Annotated in this window: 21 protein-coding genes; 6 read left to right on the top strand and 15 right to left on the bottom strand. The window is 70.2% G+C overall.

From position 1 onward, the window contains the following. Position 1 precedes the first annotated feature (1 nt). Entirely contained in the window at positions 2-634 is a 633-nt protein-coding gene (locus MHN84_RS21830; RefSeq protein WP_241206598.1) for an LON peptidase substrate-binding domain-containing protein, read from the top strand. 6 nt (positions 635-640) lie between these two features. Here the strand turns inward: MHN84_RS21830 and MHN84_RS21825 are convergent, their stop codons facing one another. Genes MHN84_RS21825 through MHN84_RS21790 form a run of 8 tightly spaced genes read right to left on the bottom strand, consistent with a single transcriptional unit; the run spans position 641 to position 8,194 of the window. Then, positions 641-1,354 (bottom strand): SAM-dependent methyltransferase, encoded by a 714-nt coding sequence (locus tag MHN84_RS21825; RefSeq protein ID WP_241206597.1) that lies wholly within the window; start codon positions 1,352-1,354, stop codon positions 641-643. Continuing rightward, positions 1,335-1,703 carry a monovalent cation/H(+) antiporter subunit G gene (gene mnhG / locus MHN84_RS21820; RefSeq protein WP_241206596.1) on the bottom strand — a complete coding sequence of 123 codons (369 nt, stop codon included), beginning with the start codon at positions 1,701-1,703 and terminating at the stop codon, positions 1,335-1,337. Before mnhG ends, MHN84_RS21825 begins: the two co-directional genes overlap by 20 nt. Continuing rightward, complete coding sequence (locus MHN84_RS21815; protein WP_241206595.1) at positions 1,700-1,987, bottom strand: monovalent cation/H+ antiporter complex subunit F; 288 nt, start codon at positions 1,985-1,987, stop codon at positions 1,700-1,702. The genes mnhG and MHN84_RS21815 overlap by 4 nt, the downstream gene beginning before the upstream one ends. After that, positions 1,984-2,520 carry a Na+/H+ antiporter subunit E gene (locus MHN84_RS21810; RefSeq protein WP_241206594.1) on the bottom strand — a complete coding sequence of 179 codons (537 nt, stop codon included), beginning with the start codon at positions 2,518-2,520 and terminating at the stop codon, positions 1,984-1,986. The genes MHN84_RS21815 and MHN84_RS21810 overlap by 4 nt, the downstream gene beginning before the upstream one ends. After that, positions 2,517-4,136 (bottom strand): Na+/H+ antiporter subunit D, encoded by a 1,620-nt coding sequence (locus tag MHN84_RS21805; protein WP_241206593.1) that lies wholly within the window; start codon positions 4,134-4,136, stop codon positions 2,517-2,519. Before MHN84_RS21805 ends, MHN84_RS21810 begins: the two co-directional genes overlap by 4 nt. Further along, positions 4,133-4,603 carry a Na(+)/H(+) antiporter subunit C gene (locus MHN84_RS21800; protein ID WP_241206592.1) on the bottom strand — a complete coding sequence of 157 codons (471 nt, stop codon included), beginning with the start codon at positions 4,601-4,603 and terminating at the stop codon, positions 4,133-4,135. The genes MHN84_RS21805 and MHN84_RS21800 overlap by 4 nt, the downstream gene beginning before the upstream one ends. Beyond that, complete coding sequence (locus MHN84_RS21795; RefSeq protein WP_241206591.1) at positions 4,600-7,476, bottom strand: Na+/H+ antiporter subunit A; 2,877 nt, start codon at positions 7,474-7,476, stop codon at positions 4,600-4,602. The genes MHN84_RS21800 and MHN84_RS21795 overlap by 4 nt, the downstream gene beginning before the upstream one ends. A gap of 34 nt (positions 7,477-7,510) precedes the next feature. Continuing rightward, positions 7,511-8,194, bottom strand: a complete 684-nt coding sequence (locus MHN84_RS21790) for a TrkA family potassium uptake protein (RefSeq protein WP_241206590.1) — start codon at positions 8,192-8,194, stop codon at positions 7,511-7,513. A 56-nt stretch (positions 8,195-8,250) separates the two neighbouring features. Between MHN84_RS21790 and MHN84_RS21785 the strand changes: the two genes are divergently transcribed. Next, complete coding sequence (locus tag MHN84_RS21785; protein WP_241206589.1) at positions 8,251-9,747, top strand: potassium/proton antiporter; 1,497 nt, start codon at positions 8,251-8,253, stop codon at positions 9,745-9,747. Positions 9,748-9,759: 12 nt separating this feature from the next. On the opposite strand, the gene MHN84_RS21780 is transcribed toward MHN84_RS21785, so the two are convergent. The 5 genes from MHN84_RS21780 to MHN84_RS21760 are packed head-to-tail and all read right to left on the bottom strand — an operon-like array spanning position 9,760 to position 15,666. Beyond that, positions 9,760-11,946 carry an AAA family ATPase gene (locus tag MHN84_RS21780; protein ID WP_241206588.1) on the bottom strand — a complete coding sequence of 729 codons (2,187 nt, stop codon included), beginning with the start codon at positions 11,944-11,946 and terminating at the stop codon, positions 9,760-9,762. A 1-nt stretch (position 11,947) separates the two neighbouring features. Beyond that, entirely contained in the window at positions 11,948-12,808 is an 861-nt protein-coding gene (locus MHN84_RS21775) for a phosphatidylcholine/phosphatidylserine synthase (RefSeq protein WP_241206587.1), read from the bottom strand. Then, entirely contained in the window at positions 12,805-13,503 is a 699-nt protein-coding gene (locus MHN84_RS21770) for a phosphatidylserine decarboxylase (RefSeq protein ID WP_241206586.1), read from the bottom strand. Before MHN84_RS21770 ends, MHN84_RS21775 begins: the two co-directional genes overlap by 4 nt. A gap of 28 nt (positions 13,504-13,531) precedes the next feature. Beyond that, positions 13,532-14,734 carry a gephyrin-like molybdotransferase Glp gene (gene glp, locus MHN84_RS21765; RefSeq protein WP_241206616.1) on the bottom strand — a complete coding sequence of 401 codons (1,203 nt, stop codon included), beginning with the start codon at positions 14,732-14,734 and terminating at the stop codon, positions 13,532-13,534. A gap of 14 nt (positions 14,735-14,748) precedes the next feature. Beyond that, entirely contained in the window at positions 14,749-15,666 is a 918-nt protein-coding gene (locus tag MHN84_RS21760; RefSeq protein WP_241206585.1) for an SDR family NAD(P)-dependent oxidoreductase, read from the bottom strand. A 32-nt stretch (positions 15,667-15,698) separates the two neighbouring features. On the opposite strand from MHN84_RS21760, the gene MHN84_RS21755 reads away from it, so the two are divergent. Genes MHN84_RS21755 through MHN84_RS21740 form a run of 4 tightly spaced genes read left to right on the top strand, consistent with a single transcriptional unit; the run spans position 15,699 to position 18,991 of the window. Then, a complete protein-coding gene (locus MHN84_RS21755) occupies positions 15,699-16,181 on the top strand; it encodes a PH domain-containing protein (RefSeq protein ID WP_241206615.1) in 483 nt (160 codons plus the stop codon). Positions 16,182-16,213: 32 nt separating this feature from the next. Further along, positions 16,214-17,641 carry a PH domain-containing protein gene (locus MHN84_RS21750; RefSeq protein ID WP_241206614.1) on the top strand — a complete coding sequence of 476 codons (1,428 nt, stop codon included), beginning with the start codon at positions 16,214-16,216 and terminating at the stop codon, positions 17,639-17,641. Positions 17,642-17,666: 25 nt separating this feature from the next. Beyond that, positions 17,667-18,482, top strand: a complete 816-nt coding sequence (locus MHN84_RS21745) for an HAD-IIA family hydrolase (protein ID WP_241206584.1) — start codon at positions 17,667-17,669, stop codon at positions 18,480-18,482. A 35-nt stretch (positions 18,483-18,517) separates the two neighbouring features. After that, on the top strand, positions 18,518-18,991 hold the full coding sequence (locus MHN84_RS21740; protein ID WP_241206583.1) for an SRPBCC family protein: 474 nt from the start codon (positions 18,518-18,520) through the stop codon (positions 18,989-18,991). On the opposite strand, the gene MHN84_RS21735 is transcribed toward MHN84_RS21740, so the two are convergent. Then, complete coding sequence (locus MHN84_RS21735; protein ID WP_241206582.1) at positions 18,980-20,680, bottom strand: DEAD/DEAH box helicase; 1,701 nt, start codon at positions 20,678-20,680, stop codon at positions 18,980-18,982. The two genes, MHN84_RS21740 and MHN84_RS21735, sit on opposite strands and share 12 nt — an antisense overlap. Before the next feature lie 91 nt (positions 20,681-20,771). Then, positions 20,772-21,269 (bottom strand): cupin domain-containing protein, encoded by a 498-nt coding sequence (locus MHN84_RS21730; protein WP_241206581.1) that lies wholly within the window; start codon positions 21,267-21,269, stop codon positions 20,772-20,774. Positions 21,270-21,276: the final 7 nt, after the last annotated feature.

The raw sequence follows: 21,276 nt of genomic DNA, 5'->3' as shown, positions 1-21,276 counted from the left end.
CGTGCCGACGATCCCGATGTTCCCGCTCGAGGTGGCGATGCTGCCTGGAGAAACGTTGCCGCTCAAGATTTTCGAGCCGCGCTACTCGGCTCTCGTGCAGGCGTGCCTGGCCGCACAGGATCCCGCGTTCGGGGTGGTGTTGATCGCTGCAGGCCGGGAGGTCGGCGGGGGCGACAGCCGCAGCGACGTCGGCACCGTCGCGCACATCACCGAACACCAGGACCTCGGCGCCGGTCAATACGTGATGAAATGCGCCATGCGGGAACGGTTCCGGGTTCTCGAATGGTTGCCGGACGCGCCGTATCCCCGTGCGGTGATCGAGCTGTGGCCCGACCAGCCAGGGCCGGTGGTGACCGCGGACGCGATCCGGGACATCGAGGACCGGATGGTCGCATTGTTCGAGCGGATCGCCACGGCGCGGGGCGCTGAGGTCAATGCGCGCGACATCGTGCTCGGCGCCGACGAATCCGGTGATGCCGCTCTGTGGTTGTACGCGTTGACCGCTCGGTTGCCGATGGGTCAGGCTGACCGCTACTCGATACTGGCCGCACCGACGGTCGCTGATCGCGTGGTTGCGCTCTCCGAAGCGGTCGAGACCGTCACCGCGATGGTGGAGTTCCAGCTCTCGGAGTGAGCTGCCCTACAGCAGTGTCCCGCACACGAGCACGTATGGCGGCGCATCGACGGCGTCGCGGTGATAGCGGTGCATGACATCGCGTGCGTCGATCGACGACGCGTCCCAGCGGTGACAACGCAACCATTGCGCCACATCCGGTTTCGCCGTTGCCTCGACCGCGATCCGGCTGCCCCGCGCGCTGTAGAGCGCGACCTGCTCCAACAGCGTGTCCAGGCCGTCGTCGTCCAGGTCGGGGAGCAGACTCTCCGCCAGCCAGGCTGTCGGCTCGTTGTGATCGAACCCGGCCTCCCGCAACGCTTTCGGCCAGTCATCGGTCACGGCAGCGGGGACCGGTACGTACTTGGCGCCCAGCTGCGCGTCGGAGGCGTCCATGATCCGTGTCTTGTGCGCCAGCACCGCGGGCTCGTCGACGTCGAAGACCACGGCATCGCTGAGCCACGGCAGACGCCACGCCCGGGTGTCGAGGCCGGCATCGAGCACCACCACCTGCGAAACCCCGGCGGCACCCGCGGCCAGGACGTAATCGTCGAACCACTTCGTGCGCGCCGCGGGGTAACCCGGACCCGACGCCGGCAGGTCCACCTGGCCGGCGCCGGCCAGCAGCAGGTGTGCGTACGGATCGGTGAACAACGGATGGTCGGCCTCGGTCTCCGAGGCGCGGACCGCAGCGACACTCAGGGCGGTACGACCCTGCTGGTCACCGCTGGGGCGCATCATGGCCGCCGGGTTCCCTGTCGTCGGCGAAATCATGCATCTCGTCTGTGGTCATCAAATCGTCGCGGATGTTCTGCTCGCGGTAGGCGAGCTGGCCCACCCGGTTGGCGATCACCGGAGCGGTGATCACGGTGAACAACCCGGTCAGGATCAGCATGCCGACGTCGATCTGGCCACGCAGCCGCAGCGCCGCGCCGATCAGCACGAGCAACAGTCCGAGCACCTGAGGTTTGGTGGCCGCGTGCATGCGGGACAGCGTGTCGGGGAAGCGGACCACACCGATGGCAGCGGTCAACGCGAGCGCCGATCCGCTGAGAATCAGCACCGCGGCGGCGATGTCCCACGCGTTCACCGGGCCGGCCCCTTCTCCGTCGGGTCGGCGACGTCGGGCACGCGGAACCGGGCGACGCTGACCGAGCCGACGAACGTGATCAACGCCAGCGCGGTCAGGCTGTAGGTCACCGTGGTGTCCAAGGTGAACGCCGCCCACGTGCCGATCGCGCACAGCGCCACGGCAACCAGGGTGTCCAGCGCCACCAACCGGTCCAGGGTGGTCGGGCCCAGCAGCATCCGCACCATGGTCGCCAGCGCGGCGGCCGACAGCATGGCTCCCGCGGCGATCCACACGACCGTCATGACGCGTTCTCCTTATGCCCGGCGGCCCGCCAGTCGCTGTCCCGCTCGAACGACGCGACCAACAGCTTCTCCAGATTCGCGACCTGCCGGTAGAACCGCGTGACGGTCCGCTCAGACCCCACGTCGAGCACGTGCACGTAGATCATCCGGCGCGGCTGGTCGATCTCGAGCACCATGGTCCCCGGGGTCAGGTTGATGATGTTGACCGCCAGCACCAGCACCAGGTCCGACTTGATCGCCAGATGTGCACGCAGCACCGCGGTCAGCGGCGGTGGCCCCGGCTTCAACGCCAGTGCCGCGACCTGCACCGACGAGCTGAGCAGGTAGTAGACGACCGTCAGCATCAGGCGTAGCAGCGATATCGGGTGCAGCCTGCCTTCGACGGGTACCGGCGGCAGCGGCAGCAGCAGAGTGATGACCAGGGCGACCAGCAGGCCGGACAGGATGTTGGCCGCAGACACGGTGCCCCACAACAGCACCCACACCAGGATCAGCCAACACACCATCCAGATCCGCAGCGCATAGGTTCTCATTGCGGAGGCACCTCCCCGAGCACCGCGGTGATGTACTGCCCGCGGTCGAGCACCTCGGCGGCCGCCCTCTCGCTGTAGGCGAAGATCGGCCCGGCCGCGACGGTGAGGGTGAGTCCGACGGCGATCAACGCGCCCGTCGGCACGAGCATCCCGATGGGCATCTTGCCCACGTCGTCGCGGTCGACGAACTCGATGTCGGAATCCTCGGGACTATCCATCAGCACCGTGGGCGCGCCACCGGACAGGTGCCCCTCCGGCGCGTCCTTACGGGACCGCCAGAACGCCTTCGTCCACACCCGGGCGATGACGTAGAGGGTGAGCAGGCTGGTGATCACGCTGCCCGCCACCAGCAGCCACGCCAGCACCGAACCCGATTCCGAGCCGGCCTCCAACAGGGCCACCTTGCCGATGAACCCCGAGAACGGCGGGATACCACCGAGATTGAGGGCCGGCACGACGAACACGAACGCGAGTACCGGGCTCGCGGCGGCCAGCCCGCCGAGGCGCTCGAGCGTCGAGGCACCCGCCTGGCGTTCGATCAGACCGACGACCAGGAACAGCGTGGTTTGCACCAGGATGTGGTGGGCGACGTAGTAGATCGCGCCGGACATGCCGAGCTGGTTGGACAGTGCGATACCGAACACCATGTACCCGATGTGGCTGACGAGCGTGAACGACAGCAGTCGCTTGATGTCGCTCTGGGCGATGGCGCCGAGGATGCCCATAACCATCGTCGCGAGGCCGGCGATCAGCAGCACGTTGTCCAGGGAGCCGCCGGGGAAGAGCAGCGAGTGCGCCCGGATGATCGCGTACACACCGACTTTGGTGAGCAGACCGGCGAACACGGCGGTGACCGGGGCCGGCGCGGTGGGGTAGGAATCGGGCAACCACGTCGACAGCGGGAACACCGCCGCCTTGATGCCGAACGCGACGAGCAGCACGGCGAACAGCGCGGTGCGGGTGCCCTCCGAGACCCCGCCGAGCCGCACCGACAGCTCCGCCAGGTTCAAGGTGCCGGTGGTCGCGTACACCAGCGCGATGCCGAACAGGAACACCAGCGACGACACCATCGAGACCATCACGTACGAGATGCCCGCGCGGACGCGCTCCCGGCTGGCGCCGATCGTCAACAGCACGAAGCTGGCGTTGAGCAGCACCTCGAAACCGACGAACAGGTTGAACAGGTCACCGGCCAAGAACGCCATGAACACGCCCGCCGACAACACCAGATAGGTGGGCAGGAAGATTGACACCGGCTGGCGCCCGTCACCGTCGCGGATGCCCTGCCCGATCGCGTAGAACACGACGGCGAGCAGCACGATCGACGAAACCATCAGCATCAGCGCCGAGAGCCGGTCGACGACGAGCGTGATGCCCAGCGGACCCATGCCCGGTTCGGTGGGCCCCCAGCCGCCGACCTGCAGCGCGATCGTGCCGTCGCGGTCGGCGAGGTGGACGAGCAGCGCCGAGACGACGACCACCGCCGAGAGCGCGACGATCGCGATGAGGCGCTGCAGGCGGGGCCGGCGGCCCGCGACCAGCGTCGCGGCGGCGGCCAGCATCGGGATCAGGACGGGCAACGGGGTGAACACCGCGCCGAGATGCGAACCGATCATCGGGACCCCTCGTGACCGGGCAGCGCGTCGAGTTCGTCGGGCAGATCGGTGTCGCGGGTGCGGTCGGGTTGCAGACGGCCCTCGAGCTCCTCGCCCACCTCGGTGCCGGACTGCTGCGACACGCGGATGTCCTCGGGGTCGTTGCTGACCTCTTCGCGGGTGTTCAGCCGGTAGGAGCGGTAGGTCAGCGCCAGCACGAACGCCGCCACCCCCATCGTGATCACGATCGCGGTGAGGATCAGGCCTTGCGCCAACGGATCCGCGGTCGCGGTGTTGTCCGCGCTGGTGCGGCCGCGCACCGGCGGATTGCCCGCGGAGCCACCCGCCGCCAGCAACAGCAGGTTGATCGCATTGCTGATCAGCAACAACCCCAGCAACATCCGGGTCAGGTGCCGTTCCAGCAGGAGATACACCCCCGCGGTGGTCAACCCCGCGATGATGACCAGCGAGACCACATATGTCGTCATCGTGCCCTGCTCATCTCGTCGTCGATCTGCGCGCCCAGGCTGCGCAACACGTCGAGCACCAGGCCGACCACGATCAGGTACACCCCCATGTCGAAGAACAGTGCGGTGACGAACTTGACCGTGCCCAGCACCGGCACGTCGACCTGGATCAGCGCCGACGACAGCACCGGAGCGCCCAGCAGCAGCGAGGCGGTCGCGGTGCCCGCCGACAGCGCCAGGCCCACCCCCAGGATCTTCCCCGCGTCCAACGGCAGGGCCTCGCCGAGTTCGTAGCGGCCACCGGCCAGATACCGCAGCACCAGCGCGAGACCGGCCATCAGCCCGCCGGCGAAACCGCCGCCCGGGGTGTTGTGGCCGGCGAAGAAGAAGTACGCGGACAGCACCATCATCACCGGGAAGATCAGCCGGGTCGCGACCTCGAGGACCAGCGACCGGTTGCGCGGGTCGCGCAGCTCGCTGCCACGCAGCCACGTCACCTCCCCCGCAGCGGGGCTGTTCTGCGAATAGACCGCGAGCTTGCCGATGTCCGGCTGACCGGCATCGGCCACCCGGGGAGCCGCCCCGAACCGACGGTTGCGGAACACCATCGACGCCACCCCGGTGGCCGCCACCAGCAGCACCGAGACCTCACCCAGGGTGTCCCAGGCGCGGATGTCGACGAGCAGGACGTTGACCGTGTTGGCGCCGTGGCCGCGCAGGTACGCGGCGTCGGGCAGCAGCTCGGCGATCGGCCGCCCGGACCGGGCCGCCATCGCGAACGCGGCGAGCGTGGTGACCGTCGCGCCGACGGCGACGGCCAGCGCTGCGCGCGGAACGCGGAAGCGACGGATGTCGGCGCCGCCGGTCTCGGCGGGCAACACTCGCAGCACCAACACGAACACCACCAGCGTCAGCGTCTCGACCAGGAACTGCGTCAGCGCCAGATCGGGCGCGCCGTGGAAGGCGAAGATGACACCGCAGCCGTAGCCGGTGACCCCGACCAGCAGGACCGCGGCCAGCCGGTTGCGCATCACACAGGCCGCGAACGCAGCGGCGAGCATGATGACGCCGACGACGACGTGCGGCGCCGAATCCCACAGCTGGAACTGCGGTTGGTCACGGGAGCCCAGGGCCAGCACGGTGAGCGGGAGGAGCACCAGCGTCGTCAGGATGACCGACTGTGTGGCCGGGATCGATCCGCGCTGGGTGACAGCGGTCAACCGCACCGACATCACGTCGGCGCCGCGCAGGACCGCGTCGTAGATGCGATCGGCATTGGCCAGCGGCAGGAAGCCCAGCCGGGCGCGCCGCAACCAGCGACGGCTCGCGTACAGCGCGACACCGGCCGCCAACACCAGCACCGACAGCAGCAGCGGGAGATTCACGCCGTGCCACAGGGCGAGGTGGTAGTCGCCGTCGTAGCCGACGGGGTCGGGCACCCGGTCGGCGTAATCGCTCAGCATGTGATCGAGGCCGGTTGGCCAGATACCGAACACCAGCCCGGCCGTCGCCAAGATCGCGGGTGGCAGCAGGAACGACGTCTCCGGTCTGTGCATCTCGCGGACGCGGGTGCTCGGCTGCGGCATGCCTTTGCGCCCGAACGCGCCGAACACGAAACGCAGGCTGTAGGCCGTCGTCAGCACCGACCCGCACACCACCCCGGCGAGGACGAACGGCGCTGCGCCACCCAACGTCGGGCTGTGTAGCACGGTCTCGAAGTCGGCCTCCTTGGCGACGAACCCCAGGAACGGGGGTAGCGCCGCCATGCTGGCCGTTGCGGCGCATCCGATGACGAGCAGCGGTTTACTCCGGTCGCCGAGCCAGGCCAGCCTGCGGATGTCGCGGGTTCCGGTCGCGTGATCGATGATCCCGACGACCATGAACAGCGTCGCCTTGAACAACGCGTGCGCACAGAGCATCGCGAGCCCGGCCAGCATCATCTCGCTGCCGCCTGCGCCCACCATCACCGTGATGAAGCCGAGCTGGCTCACCGTGCCGAACGCCAGGATCAGCTTCAGGTCGTATTCGCGCAGCGCCCGCCAGCCGGCCATCAGCATGGTCAGCAGGCCCAAGCCCACCACCGTCGGCCGCCACTCGGGAGCGTCGGAGAAGCCCGGCGTGAGCCGCGCGATCAGGTAGACGCCGGCCTTGACCATTGCGGCGGCGTGCAGATACGCGCTCACCGGGGTGGGTGCCGCCATTGCGCCGGGCAGCCAGAAGTGCAGTGGCACGATCGCCGACTTCGACAGCGCACCGACGAGGACCAGCACGATCGCCACCGAGGCGGCCACCCCGGTCGGCGGGTTCGCCACCAACTCGGAGATCAGGAACGTGCCGGCGCGGTTGCCCAGGATCACGATGCCGACCAGCATCGCCAGCCCGCCCAACGTCGTCACCAGCAGTGCCTGCGTCGCCGCGCGCCGGCTCATCGCTCGCTCGGCGTAATGGCCGACCAGCAGGAACGACAGAACGGTCGTGGTCTCCCAGAACACGTAAAGGACCAGCATGTTGTCGCTGGTGACGAGGCCGAACATCGCTCCGGAGAACGCGACCAGTTCCGCGGCGAAGCTGGGCAGCCGCTTCTCGGTGTGTCCGTCGTGATGGTGGAAGTAGTCGGCGCAGTAGAACAGCACCAGCGCGCCGATGCCCAGCACGAGCACGCTCATGATCGCCGCGAGCGCGTCGAAGCGCAGCGTGATGTCCATCGAGAGGCCGGGGACCCACGGAACGGTCAGCCCCTGCCCCGGTCCGCGGCCGGGCCAGTTGCCGGCCACCCAGACGAGCGAACCGAGGGGCACCAACGCCAGCGGATAGAACGCGCGCCGACCGAAGCGGTGGACGAGAACGGGCGCTACCAGGGTGGCCACTGCGTGCGCACAGAGGATGGCGAGCATGGCTCCGTTTCGTCAAGATCGGCGGGGCCCCAGTCTACGGGCCCGTGACCATCACCTCGATCCTGTCCTCCCCGTCGGGCCCGCACACGAACAGGATCTCGTCACCATCGCGCAGCACGTCCCCGGCTTCGGGGACGATCAGCCGGTTCCCGCGCAGCACCGTCACCAGCGCGCTGTCCCGCGGCATCGTCAGATCGCCGACCCGCCGTCCCACGAGCGGGCTGTCCGCGGGCAACGTGAACGAGGCGATGTTCGCGCTGCCCTCGCCGCGCAGCTCCCGCGGGCCGCGGCCCAGCGCCATCAACCGGACGACGTGGCCGACGTCGATGGCGCCCTCGACGGCGGCGACCATCGCCACCGGCGTCGACACCGCGACGTCGATGCCCCAGCCGTCGGTGAACAACCACTCGTTGCGGGCATCGTTGATGCGCGCCACCACGCGGCCGATGCCGAACTCGCTCTTGGCGAGCAGGGCCATCGCGAGGTTGGCTTTGTCGTCGCCGGTCGCGGCGATCGCGACGTCGCAGATGTGCATCTCGGCCTCCTCGAGGGAGGTCACCTCGCAGGCGTCGGCGAGGAACCACTCGGCACCTGGCACCGTCGCCGGCTCGTACCGCCGGACGTTCCTCTCGATCAGCAGCACCTTGTGGCCGTAGCCCACCAGTTCCTGGGCGACCGAGCGGCCCACTGCACCTGCTCCGGCGATGGCGATCCGCATGAACACGACTGTGCTGATTTACTGACTGCGACACAAGTGCCTGCAGCGAGGAAACAGTGACACTGCACGAGCTGTACGTGGCGCTGTTCATCGGGGGCCTGGTGCTGCTGGCGAGCATCGCCGCCACCAGGCTGGCCACCGGAGTCGGCCTCCCGAGCCTGCTGCTGTTCCTCGGGGTCGGCGTGCTGGTCGGCGAGGACGGGCTGGGCCTCGACTTCGACAACGCGCAGCTGGCCCAGGATCTGGGCACCGCCGCGCTCGGCGTGATCCTCGTCGAGGGTGGTCTGACCACGAGGTTCGCCGACATCCGCAAGGTGCTGGCGCCGGCCGCCGTGCTCGCGACGGTCGGCGTGCTCGCCAGCACGCTGCTCACCGCGGCGGCCGCGCACCTGCTGCTCGGGATGGACTGGCAGCTGGCGCTGCTGCTGGGGGCGATCGTGTCGAGCACCGACGCCGCGGCCGTGTTCTCGGTGCTGCGGGTGGTGCCGCTGCCGCGCCGCCTCGGCGGCCTGCTCGAGGCCGAGTCCGGGTTCAACGATGCGCCCGCGGTGATCCTGGTGCTGCTGTTCAGCGCGACACCGTTGGTCCTCGAACCGGTGTCGGTGGCCGGGACCATGGTCTACGAATTGGGGATCGGCGCCGCGATCGGGTTGGGGTGCGGGTTCTTCGGCGCGATGGCGTTGCGCCGCACCGCCCTTCCCGCCGCCGGCCTCTACCCGCTGGCGACGTTCGGCCTCGGCATGCTGGCATTCGCCGCCGCAGGCTCGGCGCACGCCAGCGGGTTCCTGGCCGCCTACCTGGCCAGCGTGGTGCTCGCCAACTCCGGTCTGCCGCACCGCTCGGCCACCCGCTCCTTCGCCGAAGGATCCGGGTGGTTGGCGCAGATCGGGCTGTTCGTGATCCTCGGTCTGCTCGTCTCACCCGATGAACTGATCGACGAGCTGGTGCCCGCGATCGTCATCGGGCTGGTGCTGCTCCTGCTGGCACGCCCGGCGTCGGTCGTCCTGTCGCTGATCGGTTTTCGCGTGCCGTGGCGGGAGCAGACGTTCCTGTCCTACGCGGGGCTGCGCGGTGCCGTGCCGATCGTGCTCGCGACCTATCCGATCGTCGAGGGCGTGCCCGGCAGCGACCGGTTGCTCAACATCGTGTTCATCCTCGTGGTGGTGTTCACGCTGGTTCAGGGGCCGAGCCTGCGCCGGGTCGCGGAATGGCTCGATCTGGTCCCGCGCGACACCACGCGTGAGATCCAGGTCGACGCCGCGCCGCTGGACGTCCTGGGGGCCGAGTTGATGACGATGACGGTCGCGCCGGGATCGCGGTTGCACAACGTGACGGTTCTCGAGCTGCGGCTGCCCGATCCGAGCGTGATCACGTTGATCATCCGCGACGGCCGTGCGTTCGTGCCGGAGCCGTTGACCAGACTGCAGATCGGCGACGAGGTGATGATCGTGACGACGACGACCACCCGCGACGAGGCCGAGCGACGGCTGCGTGCGGTCAGTCGCCGCGGCAAGCTCGCCTACTGGTTCGACGAATACGGCGAGCCGGGGTAGCTCACTGGCAGCTCAGCGCGCGTCGGCGAAGGCTCGCAGCGACGCCACCTGCACCGCGTCCAGCGACGGGCGCACCGCCTCGCGGGCCGCGGCCACGTCGGCGGCTGTGACGTCGGCGGCGTCGATCGAGCGGCGCATCGCGGTCAGCGCGGCCTCCCGCAGCAGCGCCACGCAGTCCGCTGCGCTGTACCCGTCCAGCTCGGCGGCCAGCGCATCGAGGTCGACCGCGTCGGCGCCCTCGCGGGCCAGCGGCACCGATTTGCCCGCCGTCCGCAGGATCTGCGCGCGCGCCTCGGCGTCGGGCGGCTCGACGAACACCAGCTTCTCCAATCGGCCCGGCCGCAGCAGCGCGGGGTCGATCAAGTCCGGACGGTTCGTCGCACCCAGCACCACGACGTCGCGCAGCGGCTCGATCCCGTCGAGCTCGGTGAGCAGTGCGGCCACCACGCGGTCGGTGACCCCGGAGTCGAAACTTTGCCCGCGCCGCGGGGCCATCGCGTCGATCTCGTCGAGGAACACCAGCGACGGTGCGGAATCCCTTGCCCGCCGGAACAATTCGCGGACCGCCTTCTCCGAGGAGCCCACCCATTTGTCCATCAGCTCAGCGCCCTTGACCGCGTGCACACTCAACCGCCCGGAGCTGGCCAGCGCGCGCACCACATAGGTCTTCCCGCAGCCGGGCGGACCGTAGAGCAGCACGCCGCGCGGTGGCTCCACGCCGAGACGGGCGAACGTGTCGGGATGCTGCAGCGGCCACAACACCGCCTCGGTGAGCGCCTGCTTGGTGGCCACCATGTCGCCCACGTCGTCGAGCGTGACCGAGCCGACCGAGATCTCTTCGGCCGCCGAGCGCGACAGCGGCCGGATCACGCTGAGCGCCCCGAGGAGATCGTCCTGGCGCAGCTGCGGTGCGGTGTCGTCCTCGCTGGCCCGCGCCGCGGCCCGCAGCGCGGCCTCACGGATCAGTGCGGCCAGGTCGGCCACGACGAATCCTGGTGTGCGCTGGGCGATCTCGTGAAGATCGAGGTCGGCGGCCGGAACATCGCGCAGGAGCACCTCGAGCAACTGCTCGCGCACCCCGCCGTCGGGCAGGCTCAACCCCAGCTCTCGGTCACACAGATCCGGTGCCCGCAGCCTCGGATCGACCGCATCGGGCGTCACCGTCGTCGCGATGAACGCCACCCCGGATGTCGCCACCGCCGAACGCAATTCGGCCAGGATCAACGCCGCCACCGGGTCCGGGGGAACCGGCAGCAAGGTGTCGATGTCGGTGATCAGCAGCACGCCGCCGCCGTCGCGTACCGACGCCACCGCGGCGGCCACGTTCTTGAGTCGATCGTCGGCCCGCAGCGACCCCACTTCGGGGCCGTCGAGCTCCACCAGGCGCCGGCCACTGCACACCGTCCGGACCAACCTGGTCTTGCCGACCCCCGCGGGCCCCGACACCAGGACGCCGAGATTCGCCGTGGCGCCGAGTGTGTGGAGCAACTCGGGCTGGTCCAGGGCCAGCTTGAGCCATTCGGCCAGCCGGCCCGCCTGCGTGTGAGCACCTTTGAGGTCATCAATGCTGGATGTCGGCGCCGCTTGCTCGGTGATCACGTGCGTCTCCGACGCGGGAGCGGACGGCCCGGTGTCCGCCGCGCCGTCCGTGTCCCCCCAGCACACCAGCGAATTCGGTTGCACGCTCACGGGTCCGGCGGGGTCGACCTCGGTGACGGTCAGCAGCTCGGAGGTCCACACGATGCCGACCGACGCCGCGAGCGCAGCCGTCGCCGCGGACGTCGACGTGCCCGGACCCAGGTCGCGCGGCAGCAGCGACACGGTGTCGCCCACCGTCATTACCTTGCCCAGCAGTGCCTGTCGCAAGGTGGCCGGGGTGATCGACCGGCTCGCCAGGTTGGACCCCGTCAGCGTCACCGACCGGGCGCCGTACACGGTCGCAGCGGCGACGAGCACCGCCGTGTCCTCGCGCAGGCCGGCGTTGCTGAGCGTGACGTCGTCGAGCAGGGCGGTTCCGGCGGGTACCCCGTCGGGCGCTTTGCCGACCACCGCGGCCGTGGTGCGTGACCCGGTCAGCGACACCGCATCCCACTCGCGGATGCCCAATGCAGCAATTGCTTCGGGATGCAGCCGGACCACGCCGCGGCGGGAGTCCAGCGCCGAGGTGTTCAACCGCGCGGTGAGCGTCAGCTGGGCCATGTCAGCTCCGGGGCGGTCGGCGCAGGCCCAGTCGCATCATCGATCGGCGGTGCGGCTGCGCCCGCCGGATCGCCCGTCGCGCGGCCCGCTGTTGCCTCGGCTTGTCCTCCCACACCTCGGGGTGAGCGGCCAGGAAGCGCCGGGTCCGGATCGCGAACGGGATGTGCAGGATGTAGCCGATGATGATCAGCAGGATCACTAGGTAGCCGTACAGGATCGACGCGGCGACACCGATGGCGAGCAGCGCCAGCAGCGGGGCGACCATGTTGGGCGGCACCGAGAACGTGTGCACCTTCCGCATCGGCAGCGTGCTCACCACCAGCAGCGAGACCGCGATCATCCAGATCACCACGGCCGGTTCGGACGTCCACCAGCCGTCACCGAACTGCATCTTGGCCGCCAGCGGGCCGATGGCGCCGATCGCGCCCGCCGGGGCCGGCATGCCGACGAAGTACTTCTTCTCGTAGTCGGGCTGATCCAGGTCCAGCATCGCGTTGTAGCGGGCCAGTCTCAGCACGATGCACACCGCGTACAGCAGCACCACGATCCAGCCCACCCGGGAGTGCGACAGCAGCGTGCCGTAGACGATGAACGCCGGCGCCACCCCGAAATTCACCGCGTCGGCCAGCGAGTCGATCTCCTCGCCCATGCGTGACGTGGCGTTCAGCGCACGTGCGGTGCGGCCGTCGAGGGCGTCCAGGATCGCGGCGATGGCCAGGAACGCCATCGCCTCGGTGGGCCGGTCGTCGAGTGCGAACTTGACCGAACTCAAGCCCAGGCAGATGGCCGCGACCGTCATCGCGCTCGGCAGGATGCGGGCGCTGACCACCGGCGCCTTCAACCGCGGCTTGCGGGGTTTCATCGCAGTTCTGCCAGCACGGTCTCGCCGGCCAGGGTGCGCTGGCCCACCGAGACCAGCACCCGGGACCCGGCCGGCAGATAGGTGTCCAGGCGAGAGCCGTACCGGATCAGCCCGTAGGTGTCGCCGATGCCGATCGAATCGCCGGCCCGCACATCACACACGATGCGGCGGGCCAACAACCCGGCGATCTGTACGGCGATCACCTGCGCGCCTTCCGGGGTGCGGATCACCACGCTGTTGCGCTCGTTGTCGGCGCTCGCGGCGGCTAGTTCGGCCGACACGAACAGGCCGGGGCGGTGCGCCACGGTCACCACCTCGCCCCCGACGGGTGCCCGCTGCACGTGCGCGTCCAGCAGCGACAAGAAGATGCTGATCCGCGGCAGCGGCTCGGCGGGCAATCCGAGCTCGGCCGGCGGCACCTCCTCCTCGACCAGGCAGATCAGCCCGTCGGCGGGGGCGACGACGACACCGGGCCGTGTCGGTGGCGTGCGCGGCGGATGCCGGAAGAAGGCGGCGTTGGCGGCGGCGGAGGTGAGGCCGGCGCGACGGACGAAGCGGTTCCGGCGTCCGGCCAGCGCCACCGCCAGGCTGGCGCCGACGAACGGCAGGCCTGCGGGGTGCATGGGGGGAACGGACGTGCGGATCAGCGCCGCCAGCCGCGCGGGGCCTGTCTTGAGGTCGGGGCGTCTGGCCATCGTGGGGCCAATAGTACGGTGGCCCCCTCTAGCGGAGGTCCCACACCTGCACGCGGCTACCCGAGGCCACCTCCGAGGTGTCCTCGTCGATCTCCAGCAGGCAGTTCGCCGACGCCAGCCAGCGCAGATGATGCGACGCCGGCGGCCCGTAACTGGTGACGGTGTCGGTGACGGGGTCGAGCACCCCGCGCCGGAACTGCCGCTTGCCGCGCGGGGAGGCCAGGTCTTCGGTGAGCATCGCGGTGCGCCGGGGCCGCTCGGGCTGGGGTAACCCCATCGCTTGGCGCAGGGCGGGCCGGACGAACACCTCGAACGACACCAGCGCGCTGACCGGGTTACCCGGCAGCGTGACCGCGGGAGTGCCGTCGATCGATCCGGCGCCCTGCGGCATTCCGGGCTGCATCGCGACTTTGACGAACTCCACAGCACCGGACGGGCCGCCCAGCGCGTCCTTCACCACCTCGTAGGCGCCGGCGCTGACCCCGCCCGTGGTCAGGATCAGGTCCGCCTGACCGGCGTGGGTGCGCAGCATGGCGCGGAAGGCGTCGACGTCGTCGCCGGTGGTGGGGGAGGCGACCACGTCGGCGCCGGCGTCGCGGACCGCGGCGGCCAGCATCACACCGTTGGATTCGTAGATCTGCCCCGGGGCGAGTTCGGCGCCCGCGGGCACCAGCTCGGTACCCGTCGAGACGACCAGCACCCGTTGGCGCGGCGTCACGGTCAGCGTCTGCAGGCCCAGTGCGGCCGCCAGGCCGAGCGCAGCCGGCGTCAGCACGTGGCCGGCCTTCAGCACCGTGGTCCCGGCGGTGACGTCTTCGCCCGCGTGCCGGATGTGCTGGCCGTCGCGCGCCGCGGCGCGGATCGTCACCGTGTCGATGGCGCCGTCGGTGGCCTCGACCGGGACCACGCCCGTCGCACCGTGGGGCAGCGGCGCGCCGGTCATGATGCGGTGGGCGGTGCCGGGCTGCAGCGTCGGGATGTCGGTGCGTCCGGCGGGGATGTCCTCGGCGACCGGCAGCCGCACCGGCGCGTCGTCCGTGGCCGTCGCGACGTCGGCGGCGAGCACCGCGTACCCGTCCATCGCCGAGTTGTCGAACCCGGGCAACGACAGCGGCGCGACGACATCCTCGGCGAGGACGAGGCCGAGCGCGTCGGCCAGCGGGAGCGCCACAGGGGCGCGCGCCGTGATCAGCGAGCCGACCAGCCGGCGGTGCTCATCGACGCTGCGCAGGGAGACGCTGCCCATCAGACGGGATAGCTCACGCCGGTCAGCTCCTCGGACACCGCCCACAACCGCTGCTGCACTGCGACATCGTGGGACTTGCGGTTCGACTGCACGAGCACGGGGTGCCCGACGAGCTCCCGGAAACCGGAGGGGCCGTAGTACTGGCCGCCACGCACCTGCGGATCGGTTGCCGCGCGCAGCGTGGCCAGCGCACCGACGGCGCGGCTGTTGGTCACCAGGCCGGCCAGCGCGGAGAAGCCGGGCAGGTTGGAACCCGGGACGTGGCGCATCAGCTCGGTGTTCGAGATGCCCGGGTGTGCGGCGACGGCGATCGTCTTGGCGCTTGCGGCGGCGAGCCGGCGCTGCAGCTCGTAGGTGAACATCAGATTTGCCAGCTTGGACTGGCCGTAGGCGGCGACCCGGTTGTAGCCGCGCTCCCACTGCAGATCGTCGAAGTGGATGTCGGCCTGGATGTTGTGCGCGATGCTCGCGACCACGACGACCCGGGAACCCTCGACGGAGAGCAGGTGGTCGAGCAGCAGCCCGGTGAGCGCGAAGTGTCCGAGGTGGTTCGTGCCGAACTGCAATTCGAAGCCGTCGGCGGTGACCTGCTTGGGCGGATACATCACCCCCGCGTTGTCGATGAGCAGATCGATCGTCGGGTAGGCCGTCCGCAGCGCCTCCGCCGCGGACCGCACATTCGCCAGCGATGTGAGGTCAAGCTCCTGGACCTCGACCTGTGCCCCGGCGTGCGCCTGGCGGATCCGGTCGGCGGCTTGGTTGCCTTTCGTCAGGTCACGCACGGCGAGCACCACCCGCGCGCCGCGGCCGGCGAGAACGAGGGCGGCCTCGTAACCGATGCCGGAGTTCGCGCCGGTGATCACGGCGACGCGGTCGGACTGGTCGGGGACGTCAGCAGCGGTCCATTTCACGCTCATGCGATCACGATACTGAGACGATGGTCGCGACCATGGATCTCCTCGACCCCGCCCATCCGCCGAGTCGGAAGGCACCACGGGTGTGGGCGCTGTCCGCGGCGATCCCGTGGATGGTGGCGGTCGCGGCGCAGGTGGTGTGGATCGTCGTCGACCCTCGGGTGGGCTGGCTGCATCTGCTGGTCGCTGCGGGCACCGTCGTGGGGATCGTTACGTCGGTGGTCGTCGCCCCGCTGTGGCGCTACCGGGTGCACCGGTGGGACATGGATGCCACCGCCGTCTACGTGCGGTCGGGCTGGTGGGTGCAGGAGCGTCGCATCGCTCCCATCTCGCGGGTCCAGACCGTCGACACGCACCGGGGTCCGCTGGACCGGCTCTTCGGATTGTCGAACGTGACCGTGACGACGGCGTCGTCCGCCGGCGCGGTGCGCATCGTGGCGCTCGACGCCGACGTGGCGGACCGGGTGGTGGCACGGGTGACCGACATCGCGGCGCTGGGTGCCGAGGACGCGACGTGACCGAGGACGGCTGGCTGCGGCTGAGCCCGCGGATGCTGCTCGTGCACCCGATCCACGAGGTACTGCGCCAACTGCCGGTGCTGATCGCGTCCCTGGTTCTGGGTTCGACGACCGGCAACCCCGGATGGACGCTCGGCGGCGTGCTGCTGGTCGTCGGCTACGGCGCGGCCCGGTGGTTCACCACGACCTATCGCATCGGTGCCGATGACATCCGGCTCCGCAGCGGAGTGCTGCGGCGCACGGTGCTCTCGCTGCCCCGCAACCGCATACGGTCGGTGTCCACGGATGCGCGCCCGCTGCACCGGCTCCTCGGACTCACCGTGGTGCAGGTCAGCACCGGCAGGCAGGCCGGCGGAGACACGACGTTCGCGCTCGACGCGCTCCCGGCCGACGACGTGCCGCGACTGCGCGCGATGCTGCTGGCCGGCTCGTCGGTGCCGTCCGAGCGCCAGGGGGACGGCGGATCCGGCCAGGTGCTGGCGCGCTGGCAGCCGTCATGGCTGCGCTACAGCCCGCTCACGGCGACCGGGGTCGTGATGATCGCTGCGGGCCTCGGTCTGCTCGCCCAGACGGGCGCCCTTGCCGCCCTGTCGGACAGCGCTGTCGCGAGGGCCGGCGAGGGGGCGGCGCAGACGTTGGGAACGGTGGGCACGGTGGCGGCCGTGGCGTTGCTCCTTCTCGTCGCTTCGGTGGTCGTCGCGGTGACGCGGTCGCTGCTCACCTTCGGCAATCTCGAGCTGAGACGCGACGCCGACGTGCTGCACCTGTCGCACGGTCTCCTGCGCGTCCGCGAGCACACCTTCGACATGCGCAGGCTGCGCGGCGGCACGCTGCGCCAGCCGCTGCTGGTGCGGTGGTTAGGCGGCGCGCGGCTGGACGCCGTGATGACGGGTGTCGGCGGGGCGGGCGAGGCGTCGCAGCTGTTGCCACCGTGTCCGCGGGCCACCGCCGAGTCGGTGCTGACGCAGCTCATCGACGCGCCCGAAGCGGTGCGCGGCCCGCTCACCCGACACGGGCCGGCGGCGACCCGGCGGCGGTGGACGCGTGCGCTCGCCGCACCGGCTGCGCTGGCGTTGGCGCTGACCGTGACCGCGGCCGGCTGGGGTGTCCCGCTGTGGACCTGGCCCGTGCTGGCCGCGGCGACCGCGGCCTGCGCATGGCTGGCCGCGGACCGATCCAGCGCGCTCGGGCATCGGGTGGGTGACGGCTGGCTGGTGTCGCAGGCCGGCAGCGTGCTGCGCCACCGTGACTGCGTGGCCGCCGCGGGTGTCGTCGCGTGGACCGTGCGGCAGACGCTGCCGCAGCGCCGCGCCGGGGTGGCGACCGTGATCGCGGCGACGGCGGCCGGCGAGAAGCGCTACGAGATAGTCGACGTTCCCGTCGCGGCGGCATGGTCGATCGCGGCCGCGACGTCGCCGTGGCTGGCCGCCGTCGCATGGGCCGGGGCCGAGTTGCGCTGAGACCCGCGCCGTTTACTGTCGCACCATGGCGATCGGTGGAGTGCTGTTCGACATCGACGGCGTGCTGGTCACCTCCTGGCAGCCGATCGATGGTGCGGCCGAGACGTTGCGCACGCTCAACGAACGCCAGGTGGCCTGCGCGTATCTGACCAACACCACCACCAGGACGCGAGCCCAGATCGCCGCTCTGCTGACCGACGCCGGGATGGACGTGCGCGCCGACGAGGTGATCACCGCGGCCGCGCTGACCGCCGACTACGTCCGCGACCGGTATCCGGATGCCCGCTGCTTCCTGGTCAACAGCGGGCAGATCGGCGAGGACATGCCGGGCATCGACCTCGTCTACTCGACCGACTTCACCGGCCCGGAGGCGCCGGAGGCGCCGGATGTGGTGCTCCTCGGAGGAGCTGGGCCCGAGTACACCCACGAGACGCTGTCGTGGGTCTACGACTGGATGGCCCAGGGCGTTCCGGTGGTCGCGATGCACCGCAGCACCGCATGGACCACCACCGACGGGCTGCGCGTCGACACCGGCATGTACCTGATCGGCATGGAGGAGACCTCCGGCCGCAAGGCGACCGCGGTGGGAAAGCCGGCGCCCGAGGGCTTCCTGTCCGCGGCGGGCCGGCTCGGCGTCGACCCCGACGAGATGTACATGATCGGCGACGACCTCAACAACGACGTGTTGGCCGCACAGGTCGTCGGGATGACGGGTGTCCTCGTGCGCACCGGCAAGTTCCGCCAGGACACGTTGGACCGTTGGGCTGCAGACGAATTCGCGATGCAGCCCAACCACGTGATCGATTCGGTGGCTGATCTGTCGACGCTGCTCGACCTGTAGCGATGAGTTCCGCGCCGGCGCGGAGTCGGAACTGCATGACCGAAACGCTGATAGTCGAGACCGTCGTCGATGCCGAGCCCGCCGCGGTTTTCGCGGTGCTCGCCGACCCCGCCAACCACCCCGCCATCGACGGCACGGGGTGGCTGCGTGACTCACTCGACCCCGGTGTCGTGACCGAGAACGGCCAGATCTTCCGCATCCGGATGTTCCACGACAACCACCCGGACGGGTACTACGAGATGGCCAACAAGGTCATCGCCTTCGACCCCGATCGGACGATCGCCTGGGAGCCCGGACAAGCGGGCGAGAGTGGCGAGCTCGAATTCGGGGGCTGGACATGGCGTTACGATCTCGCAGCCACCGGGCCCGGCCAGACCCGGGTGCGTCTGACCTACGACTGGTCGGCCGTTCCCGCCGACCTGCGCGAGCACATCACGTTCCCGCCGTTCCCGACGAGCTATCTGGACGGCTCGCTGGCCAACCTGTCGGCGCTGGCGTCAGGCCGTTAACTCCCGCTGCAGCACACGGATCGCCTCGATGCGTTCCTTGAGCTGATCGCGGGTGGCGGCAGCGACCGGCGGACCCCCGCACCGGCGGCGCAGCTCGTTGTGGATCCAGCCGTGCGGCCGGCCCGTGCGGTGGTGCGCCAGCGAAACCAGCGTGTTGAGTTCACGACGCAGCTCACGCAGCTGTCCGTGCGTCGTCGCCGGCACCACGGCACCCGACTCGGTGCGCTTCTGCAGTTGTTCGTCTTGGCGTCGGCGCAGCAGGTCGCGCATCGCTTTCGCGTCGAGCAGACCGGGGATGCCGAGGTAGTCGGCTTCCTCGTCGCTGCCTGCGGGGGTGGCCGTGCCGAACGAGGCGCCGTCGAAGATCACCTGATCCAATTCGGCGTCGGCACCGAGGTATTCGATCTTGCCCTCGTTGTCGTCGGGCTCGTCGCGCTTCTGCTCGGCCAGCTCGGCATCGAGCGGATCGTCCTCGGTCTCCCGGTGCGGCTTGCCCAGCACGTGGTTGCGCTGGGCTTCCATCTCGCTGGCGAGCATCAGCAGGTTCGGCACCGAGGGCAGGAAGATGCTGGCCGTCTCGCCGGGCCGGCGCGACCGCACGAAGCGCCCGATCGCCTGGGCGAAGAACAGCGGCGTCGACGCGCTCGTCGCGTACACGCCGACGGCGAGGCGCGGCACGTCCACACCTTCGGACACCATGCGCACCGCCACCAGCCAGCGTGACGTGTCCGCGGCGTACTGCGAGATGCGGTCCGAGGCGCCCTTGTCGTCGGAGAGCACCACGGTCGGCGCCTCGCCGGTGATCTTGAGCAGCAGGTCGGCATAGGCGCGGGCGGCGGTCTGGTCGGAGGCGATGATCATGCCGCCGGCGTCGGGAACGTGCTGACGCAGGCCCCGCAGCCGGGTGTCGGCGGCGGCGATCACCGCGGGCATCCACTGCCCGGCCGGGTTCAGCGCCGTCTTCCAGGCCCGCGCGGTCTGCTCGGCGGTCAACGGCTCGCCGAGCCGGGCCGCGTGCTCCTCGCCGGCACTGTCGCGCCAGCGGGCCTCACCCGAATACGCCATGAACATGACCGGGCGGACCACACCGTCGGCGAGAGCGTCCGAGTAGCCGTAGGTGTGGTCGGCCTTGGACCTCTGGAAACCGTCCGGGCCGGTCTCATAGGTGACGAACGGGATCGCGCTGTCGTCGCTGCGGAACGGCGTCCCGGTCAGCGCGAGGCGCCGGGTGGCGTCGTCGAAGGCCTCCCGGATCGCGTCACCCCAGCTCTTGGCGTCACCGCCGTGGTGGATCTCGTCGAACACGACGAGCGTCTTGCGGTTCTCGGTGCGCACCCGGTGCCGCGACGGATGGCTCGCAACCTGGGCATAGGTGACGACGACGCCGTGATACTCCGAGGACGTCTGCGAGTTCGAGTTCGAGAACTTCGGGTCCAGCACGATGCCCTGGCGCGCTGCGGCCTGCGCCCACTGGATCTTCAGGTGCTCGGTCGGCACCACGATCGTCACCGCCTCGACGGTGCGCTGGGCCAGCAGTTCGGCGACGATGCGCAGCGCGAACGTGGTCTTCCCGGAACCGGGGGTGGCGACGGCCAGGAAATCGCGAGGTTGCGCCGACAAGTATTTGACCAGCGCCCGTCGCTGCCAACCGCGAAGCGTCGGGGTGCTGGGCGCTGCATCAGCCCGCACCCACGACTCCTTTCGACCGAATCGCAGTCTAGGGCAGGCGCTTCCGCGATCGCATCCGACGCGGCGTGTCCACCCCCGGCGTGTCTGGTACCTACTCGACGAAGTGGTTGTCGTTCTTGGCGAACCACTCGCGGCGTTCCTCGTCGGTCAGCTCCCCGAGCTGGGCCAACCCCTCGAAATAGTGCTCGCGCGGCGCACCCGGGGCGAACAGCATCAGCATCGTCGCGGGTGCGTCGGCCCGGTTGCCGAAGCCGTGGATGCCGCCCGGCGGGACGTAGAGGAAGTCTCCCGCCCCGCCGTCGGTCCACTCGCTGCCGTCGTACAGCGCCACGGTGCCCGACAGGATGTAGAACGCCTCGCTCATGCCGCGGTGGTAGTGCGGGCCCGGCCCGCCCCCGCGCGGGGCGATCGTCACCCGGTACAGGCCGTAGTCGCCGCCGGTGTCGCCCTGGCCGGCCAGATAGTGGTACTGGACCAGGCCGAAGGAGTCGTAGTCCGGCGGTGCGTCGCCACGCTTGAGCCACGCGCTGACCTCGGGCTCGTCGGCGGTGTAGCGGGGCGGGGGATAGGGCGGCACCAGCAGCGACATGCGCCCA

It is taken from the genome of Mycobacterium sp. PSTR-4-N (assembly GCF_022348085.1).
Lineage (GTDB): Bacteria > Actinomycetota > Actinomycetes > Mycobacteriales > Mycobacteriaceae > Mycobacterium.
This window is presented reverse-complemented; position numbering and strand designations above follow the sequence as displayed.